This is a genomic window from Streptomyces sp. NPDC007917 (assembly GCF_042959105.1).
Taxonomy (GTDB): Bacteria; Actinomycetota; Actinomycetes; order Streptomycetales; family Streptomycetaceae; genus Streptomyces.
Map to the genome: position 1 here is coordinate 137,214 of NZ_JBIBKK010000021.1, position 11,922 is coordinate 149,135.

The 11,922-nt window shown below is 67.3% G+C and carries 13 protein-coding genes and 2 tRNA genes; 10 read left to right on the top strand and 5 right to left on the bottom strand.

Going from position 1 to position 11,922, the window contains the following annotated elements; all coding sequences use genetic code 11:
- Positions 1 to 46: 46 nt before the first annotated feature.
- A complete protein-coding gene (locus ACFZDL_RS33290) occupies positions 47 to 622 on the bottom strand; it encodes a HEAT repeat domain-containing protein (protein WP_353590229.1) in 576 nt (191 codons plus the stop codon).
- 103 nt (positions 623 to 725) lie between these two features.
- Positions 726 to 1,211, bottom strand: coding sequence for an NUDIX hydrolase (locus ACFZDL_RS33295; RefSeq protein ID WP_353590228.1), 486 nt, complete (start codon positions 1,209 to 1,211; stop codon positions 726 to 728).
- A gap of 118 nt (positions 1,212 to 1,329) precedes the next feature.
- On the opposite strand from ACFZDL_RS33295, the gene ACFZDL_RS33300 reads away from it, so the two are divergent.
- Together ACFZDL_RS33300 and ACFZDL_RS33305 are read left to right on the top strand one after the other, a co-directional pair.
- Entirely contained in the window at positions 1,330 to 2,535 is a 1,206-nt protein-coding gene (locus ACFZDL_RS33300) for a helix-turn-helix transcriptional regulator (RefSeq protein ID WP_353590227.1), read from the top strand.
- A 112-nt stretch (positions 2,536 to 2,647) separates the two neighbouring features.
- Complete coding sequence (locus ACFZDL_RS33305; RefSeq protein WP_353590226.1) at positions 2,648 to 2,998, top strand: DUF6415 family natural product biosynthesis protein; 351 nt, start codon at positions 2,648 to 2,650, stop codon at positions 2,996 to 2,998.
- A 1,204-nt stretch (positions 2,999 to 4,202) separates the two neighbouring features.
- Here ACFZDL_RS33305 and ACFZDL_RS33310 read toward each other — a convergent pair.
- Positions 4,203 to 4,658, bottom strand: a complete 456-nt coding sequence (locus tag ACFZDL_RS33310) for a GntR family transcriptional regulator (protein ID WP_353590225.1) — start codon at positions 4,656 to 4,658, stop codon at positions 4,203 to 4,205.
- A gap of 154 nt (positions 4,659 to 4,812) precedes the next feature.
- Between ACFZDL_RS33310 and ACFZDL_RS33315 the strand changes: the two genes are divergently transcribed.
- The 7 genes from ACFZDL_RS33315 (at position 4,813) to xerC (ending at position 10,506) form a co-directional block, all read left to right on the top strand.
- Positions 4,813 to 5,145 (top strand): hypothetical protein, encoded by a 333-nt coding sequence (locus ACFZDL_RS33315; RefSeq protein ID WP_353590223.1) that lies wholly within the window; start codon positions 4,813 to 4,815, stop codon positions 5,143 to 5,145.
- Positions 5,142 to 5,330, top strand: a complete 189-nt coding sequence (locus tag ACFZDL_RS33320; RefSeq protein WP_353590221.1) for a hypothetical protein — start codon at positions 5,142 to 5,144, stop codon at positions 5,328 to 5,330. Before ACFZDL_RS33315 ends, ACFZDL_RS33320 begins: the two co-directional genes overlap by 4 nt.
- Positions 5,331 to 5,332: 2 nt before the next feature.
- Entirely contained in the window at positions 5,333 to 6,715 is a 1,383-nt protein-coding gene (locus ACFZDL_RS33325; protein WP_353590220.1) for a cell division protein FtsK, read from the top strand.
- A gap of 41 nt (positions 6,716 to 6,756) precedes the next feature.
- Positions 6,757 to 7,467: a DUF2637 domain-containing protein gene (locus ACFZDL_RS33330; protein ID WP_353590219.1), complete on the top strand. Its 711-nt coding sequence runs from the start codon at positions 6,757 to 6,759 to the stop codon at positions 7,465 to 7,467.
- Positions 7,468 to 7,607: 140 nt separating this feature from the next.
- Positions 7,608 to 9,056 carry a YuiA family protein gene (locus tag ACFZDL_RS33335; protein WP_353590218.1) on the top strand — a complete coding sequence of 483 codons (1,449 nt, stop codon included), beginning with the start codon at positions 7,608 to 7,610 and terminating at the stop codon, positions 9,054 to 9,056.
- On the top strand, positions 9,053 to 9,232 hold the full coding sequence (locus ACFZDL_RS33340; RefSeq protein ID WP_353590217.1) for a helix-turn-helix domain-containing protein: 180 nt from the start codon (positions 9,053 to 9,055) through the stop codon (positions 9,230 to 9,232). The genes ACFZDL_RS33335 and ACFZDL_RS33340 overlap by 4 nt, the downstream gene beginning before the upstream one ends.
- A 200-nt stretch (positions 9,233 to 9,432) precedes the next feature.
- Positions 9,433 to 10,506 carry a tyrosine-type recombinase/integrase gene (gene xerC / locus ACFZDL_RS33345; protein ID WP_353590216.1) on the top strand — a complete coding sequence of 358 codons (1,074 nt, stop codon included), beginning with the start codon at positions 9,433 to 9,435 and terminating at the stop codon, positions 10,504 to 10,506.
- 91 nt (positions 10,507 to 10,597) lie between these two features.
- On the opposite strand, the gene ACFZDL_RS33350 is transcribed toward xerC, so the two are convergent.
- Positions 10,598 to 10,670, bottom strand: a tRNA-Arg gene (locus tag ACFZDL_RS33350).
- Between the two features lie 323 nt (positions 10,671 to 10,993).
- Positions 10,994 to 11,084: transfer RNA gene (locus tag ACFZDL_RS33355), tRNA-Ser, on the bottom strand.
- Between the two features lie 205 nt (positions 11,085 to 11,289).
- On the opposite strand from ACFZDL_RS33355, the gene ACFZDL_RS33360 reads away from it, so the two are divergent.
- Positions 11,290 to 11,739 (top strand): SSI family serine proteinase inhibitor, encoded by a 450-nt coding sequence (locus ACFZDL_RS33360; RefSeq protein WP_353590215.1) that lies wholly within the window; start codon positions 11,290 to 11,292, stop codon positions 11,737 to 11,739.
- Positions 11,740 to 11,922 lie beyond the last annotated feature (183 nt).

Below are 11,922 nucleotides of genomic sequence, written 5' to 3' on the forward strand. Positions count from 1 at the left end.
GCTGAGCTGGCTGGCTGGCTGCGCACCGACGTCGCATGGCCGCCTGTCAGCCCTGCGGCAACGAATACAAGGTGTTCGTGGCGTAAGCCCTGTTATTGGGGTCGGGGTCGTGATCCGCGACTCGCTTCAATGGTTCTCGAAACTCCCGCCATGACAGTTGCATTACCGCTGAAATCGCCGCAGTTCGAACAGACGCCGTGTCGCCGTCCAGCCCGCGTGATACGAACTCGTAGACCGCGTCGGTGTAGGTGCGCGGAGCAATGGCACCGATCATTTCAAGGGCGCGATCTTGATCCTCGTGTGGAACGTCGTTCGCAACGCGATCGAGAAATTCTTTGTAGGTAGCAGTGGGGAAGCTCTGGCGAAATCTCGTGATGGTGGAGGTTTTAACTTCTCCGCTGAAGACGAAGAACTTCACCTCGGTCACTTCGTCGTCAACGAATCGACCAGACCCCCCTTGGTCAAGTCGCCAGGAGAAAAAATACGCGCCGTCCTCGGCGGCCTCACCTGATGGGATTGGGGACTCGCCAGTCGTCTCCGCAGTCCACCCTTCGTTTCTGCCATGCTGGAGCAATAGTTCGAAATCAACGTCGCTAGTGAATGCCATTCTGATCTCAGTCATTGGATCGCCTTCTCCGCGACTCTGGAAGCCGGATCACTCGGTTAGGTTCAGTGGCAAGAGATCAAGGTTCGGTGTCACAGGACAGTCCACAAGCACTGTGACGTCAGACGGACTCCTCGGCAGGCGGTTCGCCATGCTCCAGATACACCGGACACCCCTGGGCCCTCGCGGTTAGGGCTCGCTTCACTCGGCGGGCGAGTCGTGGGATCAGAAGTTGATCTAGGTCTTCTGCCGTGTGGAACTCGGCGGCCAGCAACTCGTCAGACGCAAGCTTGATCGACGCTGCCGCACCCGGGCTCAGCTCTCCGCCGTCGAAGAGATACAGGACCTTGTCACCCTCGGCAGCGTTCGGCGCCCAGTCGACCACCAGCAGCGAGCCGATGGGCGGAGTGATGCCTAGCTCCTCCTCGACCTCGCGGCGGCATGCGCTCAAGGGCGACTCCCCCGTCTCGATGTACCCGCCTGGAACCTCCCACATGGGCTTGTACGAGGGGCGGACCAGCAAGACACGGTCTTGGGCATCACAGAACAGCGCACCTGCTGCCATGCGTGGCCGTGCCATCCGCTGGACCTGCTCGTTCTCGGGCATGTCATGACCCTACTGGCCGTGGTCCTGAGGGGCTGAACGTGGTCTCTGTGTCTACCGGGACGCGACTCAGCGTGTGACACTCGGCTGAGAAGAGTGAGGAGATACAACGGTGCGTGGCATGACCGACCGCCTCCCATTCGGCGAGCGCGTGAAGTTCTACCGAAAGCGTCGCGGCCTTCATCAGTGGCAACTGGGCGAACTGCTCAGCCGCTCCGAGGACTGGGTGTATCGGGTCGAGGCGGGCCGTATCCCGGTGAACAACGTCAAGATGCTGGCGGACCTGGCAGACGCCCTGCGGGTCCATGTGGAAGATTTGCAAGGGGCCCCGACGCTCCTGGACGATCAAAAAGATCATGCGGGCAGCGTGCCCGCTATTCGCGCCGCTCTGATGCGTTCCCGGCGGCTGGCTGGCTCCTTGTACGATGCCCGGGAGCCACTTCGCTTGGAACGCCTCACCGTGGAGGTGAGCGACGCCTGGGGCATGTACCAGGATTCCCAATACGCCCAGCTGGCCGGCCGCCTTCCGTCGCTTCTCGCTGACGCGCGCATGGCGACACATGAGTATTCCTCGGGAAAGGACAAAGCGCAGGCACTCCGGCTGTTCGCCCTGACGTGCCACGTCACGGCGGCATTCCTCCGCAAGCTGGGTGAGACGAATCTGGCTTGGACGGCTGCCGATCAGGGCGATGTAGCCGCGAATGCATCGGGAAACCTGGATGCCATAGTCGCGCTGCGTCGGTGCGTGGCACACGTCCAGCTCGGTGCCGGACTGGCGGCGGAGGCCGTAAGCGTCACCCAGGACGCTGACGTTGATCTGCCGAATGGCTGGTGGGAGACCTCACCCGTCTCGCTCTCCCTATACGGAACGCTTCATCTGAATGGAGCTGTCGCGGCTGCGCGGGTGCGTGACAGGTCTCTGGCCGACCACATGATCGGGAAGGCTCAGCGGGCGGCTGATCGGCTCGGGACAGACGCCAACGAGATGTGGACGGCGTTCGGTCCGACCAACGTTGAGATTCACCGGCTGGCGCTGGCGCTTGAGTTCGAGGATGTACAAGAGGCTGTCGACATAGCTCCGAGAGTGAAACCCCCTGCCGGGTTCCCCCCGGAGAGGCGCGCGAGAGCACGTCTGGATGTCGCTCGGGCGTACGGTGAGGCCGGTAGGACGGACGACGCCATCAATCATCTGAAGCGGGCCTACAGGGCCGCGCCAGAGCAGATGCGCGCACATGAGTTCGCCCGCGACTTGGCGCGTCGGCTGCACAAGCGGAGTGCCCGACGTGACGCTCGCGAGCTTGCCGTGGGCCTTGGTGCGCTTGATTAGCCGCTGACTTCGCGAAAAAGCAGGGTGGACCCGGAAAATTCTTCCGGGTCCACCCTGCTTTTTGCTTCTACGGTCTTCCCGTTCAAAGCCCGCCCGGCCTTGGGAGCTTGCCGTGAACGTTGACGAGGTGGACGTCTGCGCGATTGAGACGACGATCGCCAGTGCTGTGGTAAAGCGGACGGCGCTGCCTCCATACGAGAAACTCTGCGAACTGCATGAGTCCCTGGTGGAACACATTGAGGCGCTGATGCCGCTTGCCGACAAGCGGATCAATCGCCTGAACCGGGGAACCGTGGCCTGGTACCAGAAACGGAGCAGGCTGGACCTGATTCCTCATGAGCTCCGTCAAGGGCTCGGCTCTGGTTTGCAGTCGGCCGACTGGCACGTCCGGAGCCTCGGTTACACCTGTCAGTTCCTGCTCGACAACTCCGGGGTGACCTCGGAGGCACGGTCGATGACCTAGAGACGGGGCGGGGGATGCCGCGCCCCGGGAAGGACCTGGTAGCCCTCGCCCTCCAACTCCCCTTGGCTCAGTGTCTGTGAGGCAAGCCCACGCCTTGTGAGCTCCCCCGCCTCACCGACGTCACACACTGCGCCTCGGGAGTGGCGGCGGACCTGCACACTCCGCCGTCTGCGGTCCGGCTCTCTGCACTCGCCACACCCGAGGTGGGGAGCCGGACCGCGCACAACAACCGCACATACGAAACCGGACCACCCCTCTAACCCTGGCAGGCGTGGGGCGGTCCGGCGGAGAGTCCCTGTTCAGGACCCTGGTACCGATGGTACTGGGGTGCTTGTCGTGCTCGTGTTCGGCGCTGCCCACCAGTACCAACTTCAACTCGCAGCGAGGGGAACAGTCGTGGGGGATGTTCGGGGGGACGGCGGGCGGCGGGCTCGGCGCTTGCCCGGGGAGTGGCGCGCTGTGGGCACGCGGCCGGCGGGAGAGTGTTGGGGCGGTGTCCTGCCCGGTTTGGGGTCGGGCATGGTCAGGGGGCCGTACGCTCGTTGGCAACTCGGGCAGGCTTTGGACCTGCCCGCAATTAGCACGAGTGGCCCCCTGGCCTTGCCCGACGCGGGACCCGAACCGGGGAGGTGCCTCAAGACTCTCCTGCCGTCCGCCACCAGCCACCGGGCCTCGACCTCGCGGCGGGGTCACCGCGGATTCCGGCTGCGGGGGCCGGTCGGGCGCGTGGTCCTGGTCGTGCTGCTGCCTCGGCGTCTCCGCTGCGGTCGGCGGACACATCGCGGGCGGCTGTTCCAGGTGCTGACTGCCTCTGGTCGGTCGCTGGTGTGGGGTTGCGCGCTGAGTGGGCCGGGGGTGCCGCTGAGCGGGGCGGCAGACAGGAGCGGGCGGCAGCCACGGGCCGCCAGCGCGCGGCCCGCGCAAGCGGGCCGCCTTGATCCAGTAAAGAAACTTTGAACAGCTCGCGCTCTGGGCGCCATGTCAGTCTGCCCAGTGGAGCGGGGCCCGAAAGGAAGCAGAACGGAGCGTGATCGGCTCGTTGAGGCGTGCTGCCAGCAGGAGAACGGCGCGTGCTGCCGCGCAGACCATGAACGGGGGAACAGGATGCTGAACGACGAAGAACGCGAACTACTGGCAGAGATCGCATCGATGGCTGAACGCCTGCACGGCGAGGTAGAAGCCCTGCGCGCCGATATCGCGGAGATCAGGGAGCCGAGCGCTCCCGGCTCTGATGCGCCTTCAGATCGTCAACTTCCTGCCTGAGCGCCTTGACCTCGGCGTTCAAGGTGCGTAGCTGATCACGGAGCACACGGAGGGCTTCAGTCAGGAACCCGGCGGCCAGAGTGCTGTCCGGGCCAGGCTCCGCCTCGGTTGCCGCCCGGCCCCCGGCCTGGGTCTTGGCCTCGATCAGCTCGCCTCCGGGGCCGACGGCATCCGCGACGTAGCTGCCGCGTCCTTGGACGGTGTAGACCAGGCCCTCATCGCGTAGGACGCGCACGGCACTGCGGGCGGTCATGCTGGCGACGCCGAACCGCTCTTCCAGCTCTCGGTAGGAAGGAAGCTGTTCGCCCGGTTTGATCCTGCCCGCCTCGATGTCGCGCCGAACGGCGTCGGCGACTTGCCGATACGGCGGGCGCGGGTCGTTCGTTGGCGGCTTCATGGGCTCAGGGTAGCCCGAGTTAGCACATCTAACACAGCCCTCCTCGCAGGTCATCACTGATAGCCCAGGAATCACCGTTGACACTGCTAGCAGTGATGCGCTCTACTTGGAACCCGCCGCAGAGCGCGGTGGATACCGAAAGGGAGTTTGAAACATGGCGCGCATTCGCGTGGGACTGCTGCCCTCCACGATGTTCATGGTCGGCACGCTGCCGGTGCCGAAGATCGCGGACCAGGAGACGGGCAAGATCGCCCAGGACCGTGACACCGGTGAGGACCTGTTCACGCTGACGGTGTTCCTCATGGAGGACGGCCGGGCGGAGCAGATGAAGATCACCGTTCCGAAGTCCGGTCTGCCGGACGGGCTGAACCTGGGCCTCCCGGTCCGGCCGGTGGAGCTGTTCGCCACGCCGTGGGCGCGCATCTTCAACGGGCAGCTGTCCGACGGGATCGCCTACCGGGCGGCGGCGCTGGAGCTGGTCAAGTGACGATCGCCAAGCCTGAGCCGGTCTATCCGGTGGCGCCGGAGAGCGGGGATGACGACTCGCGGTTCACCAACGGCCTGCTCCTCGATGTGGTCGAGTCGCACGGCTACCCGAAGATCGCATCCGGTCGTGACCTGGTGGAACTGCGGATCTCCCTGTACCGATTCCTCTACGAGAACAAGGACTGACTGTGACTCTCGGCGAAATCGTTGGGTCTGCCCCGGCTCTGGCCGGGGCGGCCCTGGCCCTGAGCGCCATATGGGCCGTGTGGTGGGTGGTGCGCTATGTGCGTGCCGACAAGATGACGCGGGCCAGCATCCGGCAAGCCATCCGGGTGCGGCGGGGCTGGCGTCGGCTGGCTCCGATGGCCGGGTTGTCGGTGACCGACAAGACTCCTCCGGCTGCGGTGATCGTGGCGCCGGACGGGAAGGTGCCCAAGCCCCGGGTCCTCATCCCGAAGATCAAAGTCCACGCCGACCGGTACGGCGTGGTAGTGCGCGCGGTGTGTCTGCCGAAGGTCAGCCTGGCGGAGTTCCAGCGGGCGGCCCCCTACCTGGCTGATGCATGGCGGTGTACGCGGGTCTCGGTCCTCCCCGACAAGCCGGGGCAGCTGGTGATCCGTGGCGTACGGGTTGACCCGCTGATCGTCCCGACCGAGCACATACCCACCGGCGAGGTTCCTGAGGAACTGGCGGTGTGGGGCCTGGGGGTGGACGAGTACGCCCAGCCGGTCGACGTGAGCCTTTCGGACGTGCCCGGGGTCACGGTGGCCGGGCTGCCCGGGTTCGGCAAGACCTCGCTGGTCAACAAGTTCATCTGCGACACCGCCCCGTCGGATGCGATCCAGTACGCCGTAGCGGACGGCAAGGTGACCTCCTCCCATGAGGGCGACTACGCCGACCTGGCGCAACGCATGTTCGCGTTCGTCGGCGATGACCTCGAAGAAGCGAACGCGCTGTTCAAGCGGCTGGTGAAGCTGCGGCGGGACCGCTCGGCGTCCATCCGCGCCGTGCTGGGCGTCAAGAACATGTGGCACCTCGGCCCCTCCGCTGGCTGGCCACTCACCGTGTTGATCGTGGATGAAGCGCACACCTACTTCCGCGACTACAAGGGGTCCGACGCGCAGACGAAGAAGCTTGCCGCGCTGGCAGCTGACAACGCCCGGCTGGTCGAGGACCTGGTGAAGAAGGGCCGCAGCGTCGGCATCCTGGTGATCATCGCGACGCAAAAAGCGACCGGGGATGCCATCCCCACCTTCATCCGGGACGTGTGCCCGGTCGGCCTGTCCTTCGCGCAGAAGACGGCAGAGGCGGCCGTGGTCGCCCTCGGGGAGGACATCCGGAACTGGCCGGACGCCAACCCGACCGCGCTCCAGGACCCGGCCTATGTCGGCGTGGCCTCCATGGCCCACCAGGGCCGACCCGGCTTCACCCGCATCCGCACCCCCTACGTCGCCGACGACGACGCGGCCCGCATCGCCGCTGACACCGCCCACCTGACCCGGGACCCGGCCGAACTCCTCGACGAACAACTGACCGGCCCTGCCGAAGCGCCGGTCCTTCTCACCAAGTGACTGCCTCGACGAGCCGACACCCGAAAGGAGGTGAACACCCTGTGTCTGAGGATCGGATCACTCAGCGCACCGTGACCGTGGTCATGGCGATCATCGCGGCCCTCGCGTTCGTCTTCTCCTTCGGCAACGTCTGGGCCCTCGCGCTGCGCCTGGGCGTCCCCCGGCCGATCGCCCCGCTGATCGCCCCGATGGTTGACCTGTCCGTTGTCGGCCTCCTGGTAGCCCTGCGCTACCTGTCCCTGCGCGGCATTCCTGCCGACCAGATCAAGGGGGCCACGCGCCTGATGCACTTGTCCAGGCTGCTGACCCTGGCGCTCAACGTCGCCGAACCCCTCGTCGCCGAGCACTACGGCCGCGCCGCCGTGGACGCGGTTGCCCCGCTCCTCCTCCTGGGCTGGGGCGCGGTCGGCCCGCAACTCCTGCGCCACTTCCACGCTGTCGCCCACACCGCTCCCGCCTCGGCGGTCTCCCCGGACCCGGCTCCGGCCGAGACAGCTCCCGCGCCGGTCGCTGAGCCTGCCCCCGCCCCGGCCCCTGTCTCAGCCCCGACTCCGGAACCGGCGGCAGCCTCGGCCCAGCAAACGCCGGTCGCACCTCCGGCGGTCACCGTGCCCGTGCCGCTGCTGAACGCCGCCCGCACCATCGCCGACACCTACCAGGCCGACCACGGCGCGCCCATCACCCCGGCCCAGCTCCGGACCCGCCTCGGCGTCGCCCTCCCCCTGGCCACCGCCGCGCACGCCCAGCTCTGAACCCCGTGCCGGCCGTTCCGGCAATCCGAACTCGCCCCGCCCTACCGGGCCCGGTTCGCCATGCCCCGAGCAGCACCCGCACGCCTTGGCCTGCCGCTGCTCGGGGCCCTCCTCCCCTTCTCCAAGAAAGGACGGCACCCGTGAAACGCCCCCTGGACCTGCGCCACGTGGCGAGCCTGGCCCTGCGGGACCTCATCGAACTCGCCCACCTCCCCGACTTCGACCGCGTCCACGACCAGATCAACCGCGTCCGGGGCTGCACCCGACCGGTTCAGCTCGTCGGCACCACACAGACCCTCGACACCACGACCAACACCGTGCTGCGGTCGTACTCGACGGCCGAAGAGCCGACCGGACGCCTCCTGACCGCCTGCGGCAATCGCCGCGCCTCCCGCTGCCCGGCCTGCTCTCGCCTGTACGCGGCCGACACCTACCACCTGATCAAAGCCGGACTCTCCGGCGGCAAGACGGTGCCTGAGGCTGTCCGCACGCACCCCCGGGTGTTCGTCACGCTCACCGCCCCGTCGTTCGGGCCGGTCCATAACCGCCGCACCACCGACGCGGGCAAGAACCGGGCCTGCCGCTGTGGCACCCGCCACCCGACCGATGACCCCGCCCTCGGCACGCCGCTGTCCCCGGCCACCTACGACTACACCGGGGCCGTGCTGTGGAACGCGCACGCTGGAGCGCTCTGGGCCCGCTTCACCACCTACCTCCGCCGCGAACTGGCCGCGCACCTCGGCATGACACAGAAGGCGCTGAACGCGGCGCTGCGGGTCTCGTTCGCCAAGGTGGCCGAGTACCAGCGGCGCGGCCTGGTCCACTTCCACGCCGTCATCCGCCTCGACGGTCCGGAAGGCAGCAACGAGTCTCCGCCCGCCTGGGCGACCACCGACGCACTCACCCACGCGGTCAAAGAGGCGACCGGGCGTGCCGTGCTCACCGTTGTCTCCAAGGCGGTCGGGGAGCGCGAGCTGAGGTGGGGCGATCAGCTCGACATCCGGGAGATCGCCGCTCTCGGGGACGGTGAGCTGACCGATCAGAAGGTCGCGGCCTACGTCGCGAAGTACGCCACCAAGAGCGCCGAGGACTCCGGCACCGTGGACCGCTCCCTTCGTTGCCCGCACTGCGCCGGACGTGGCTACCAGCACGGCCCCGACGGCTTCCGGGACCTGTGCGGCCAGTGTGAGGGCACCGGTCAGTCCGAGCCCATCGCGGACCTGCCCGTGCACAGCCACGTCCGCCAGATGATCCGCACCGCGTGGGACCTCGGCCACCTGCCCGAATTCGCCGACCTCAAGCTCTGGAAGTGGGCTCACATGCTCGGCTTCCGGGGCCACTTCTCCAGCAAATCGCGCCGCTACTCCACCACCCTCGGCGCACTCCGCGACGTACGCCGCGCCTGGCGCGCCGAGCAAGCACGCCCCGCGGGAGCTCCCGAGACGAGCGAGGAAACCACCCTCGTCCTCTCCCACTGGCAATACCTCGCCTCCGGCTACAGCCCCGGCGAAGAACTCATCGCCGCCCAAATACGCCACGACCGCGCCCAAGCCCAACGCCTCAAGACGGAAGGAGCCCCCTGGCTGTGACGGCCTTGCTCAACGTGGACCAGGTCGCCGCTCGACTCCAGGTCAGCCGCTGGACGGTCTACAACCTCATCCGCTCGCGCGAGCTGGCCTCCATGACCATCGGCCGCTGTCGCCGCATCACCGAAACCGCCCTGCACGACTACATCACCCGACAGACCGAACGAGAGGCCGCCTGATGGGCAAGAAGAACGCGAACGGCGCCGGAAGCATCTACCAGCGTAGAGACGGGCGTTGGGAGGGGATCGCGTACGTTCTCACCGCAGACGGCACTCACAGGCGGCGCAGCGTCTACGGGAAGACGTGGGATGAGGCGCACGACAAGCTGACCAAGCTGAAGGCTGAATCCCAGAGTGGGCTTCCCATCTCCACAAGCAAGATGAGCCTGGGGGAGTTCCTGACGGACTGGTTGGCCAACGTCGCACGCATCAAGGTCCGTCCGGCCACATACGCCGCCTATGAATCCCTCGTGCGGAACTACCTCGCTCCGGGCCTGGGCAAGAAGAAGTTGGCACGGCTCACCGCCCGGGACATCCGGGCCTTCCTGACCGCCACCGCTCGCACCTGCCAGTGCTGCGCTCAGGACAAGGACAAGGCCCGTCCGGAGAAGAAACGCCGCTGCTGCGCGCTCGGCGAGTGCTGCGAGTCATACCCCTCCGATCGGACCGTGCGCTTCCTCCTGGTGCTGCTCCGGGCCGCGCTGGAACACGCGGTGCGTGAGGACGAGCTACCGCGCAACGTGGCCAAGAACGTCGAGCTGAGCATGGGCACCAAGCGCGAGATAGAGCCGCTGACGGTGAAGGAAGGTCGTCAGCTCCTCGCCGCCGCGCGTGGTGACCGGCTCTGGGCGGCATACGAGCTGGCCGTACGGATCGGCCTGCGGCGCGGTGAAGTCCTGGGCCTTCGGTGGAAGGACGTGGACCTTGCGGACGGCTCGGTCACCATCCGCCAGACGATCCAGCGCGTGGGCGGACAACTGCTGATCGCCGCCCCGAAAACCCAGCGCTCGGCCCGGCGGATAGCGCTGCCCGCTGAATGCGTGACGGCCCTCCGGGCTCGCCGGGCTCAGCAGCATGGAGACAGGCTGGCGGCTGGTGAGAGATGGAAGGGCAGCCGCAGCGATCTTGTGTTCACCACGAAGCGCGGGACTCCGATCGAGCCGCGCAATCTGAACCGCGCCTTCACTCTCCTGTGCGACGCGGCAGGGGTCCGGCGCGTCCGGTTCCACGACCTCCGGCACACCTGCGCGTCGCTGCTGCACGAGAAGGGGGCCGACGCCCGGATGATCATGGAAGTCCTCGGGCACAGCTCGATCCGCGTGACCATGGACATCTACACCTTCGTCCGCCTCGACTCGCAGCGCACCGCCTTCGACCGCGTCGCTGATGCCCTGCGTGACGGCAACGGCCCGGAGGACGACGACGGCCCGACCGGCCGCCTGGTCGTCGTCTGATTGAGGCGCACGGCGGTTGCCGTCAACGACCGCCGTCAACCGGTAACGCCAGAGGCCCCTTCCATTACTGGAAGGGGCCTCTGAGCTGGGGCGCGCTCGGCAGGATTCGAACCTGCAACCTCTTGATCCGTAGTCAAGTGCTCTATCCGTTAAGCTACGAGCGCTTGGCTTCCCGGCGGTTTTTCTTGCCGGTCGGCGTTGCGGGGACAACATTACATGACCTGCGGCGTCAGACGAAATCCGTTTCCCTCACCCCCTCTGAGCTGGGAAAACTCTCTTTTGGCGGGCAGTCGGAAGATCGGCGGGGAGTGTCTGCGCGCAGGGCAGGAGGAGCCGTGGCGGGCAGGGGTCGGGGCTGCCACCGGTGATCGCCATGGAGTGATCGCCCGGGTGGGCCATGAAGAGGGCAGGGGAGCGCGTGAGGGGTGACGCGAGGGTGGGGAAACGCGGCGGAGCCCCGGCCGTGGGGCCGGGGCTCCGGTGAGTGCGGAGGCTGAGGGATTTGAACCCTCGATGGGCTTTAAGGCCCAAACCGCATTAGCAGTGCGGCGCCATAGACCGGACTAGGCGAAGCCTCCTTGCACACCGAGCATATACGCGCGAGCGCGATGCGGTGTGTGCAGATGATGTCACAGCCCAGTGGGATGTCACCAATCGCGGCCTACGGTACTCGGCTGGCGGGGCGCATCGCAAAGCCCTTATGGCGGCGCAACGCGCGCGAGGGCGGCGCGTTAGAGGTGCAGGGGCAGTGTGCCCCGTCGTGATCACACCTGGAGTGCCCCAATGCCCCTGCTGCACCGTCTTGCCGTGGCCGTCGTCACGGCGGCCGCCTCTGCCACCGCGATGAGCGCCACCGCCTGGGCCGCGCCCGTGCCGCTGCCCCTGCCGCATGACGAGGGGAGCGCTGATCACCTGATCGTGACCGTGTCGCGGAGCGGCGGCGCCACGGACTCCGTCACGTACTCGCTGGAGTGCCATCCCGCGGGAGGGACGCACCCGACCGCACAGGAGGCGTGCGATCAGCTGGACTCGGCGACGGTGTGGGGGAGGAATCCGTTCGCACCCGTGCCGCCCGGGGCGATGTGCACGGGGCAGTACGGGGGGCCGGCCACCGCGCAGCTGCGCGGCCATTGGGCGGGGCGGCCGGTGGACGCGCGGTTCTCGCGGATCAATGGCTGCGAGATCGCCCGGTGGGACAGATTTTCCGCTGTTTTGCGCCTTCCTGGGAGCTGACCTGGGGATTGGCCGGGACTGGGACAGAACGGCCCAGAGAGCATGCCCAGGGGGTTTGTCCCGGCGTGCGCCGAGACGCGTACGTCGTGCTGCGACCTGCCTCTCATCTACCGCCGCGTCCGCCCCCGCTGCCCGTAGACTTCCCTGAGGACACTCCACGGACGCGGCGGCACAATGACCGCG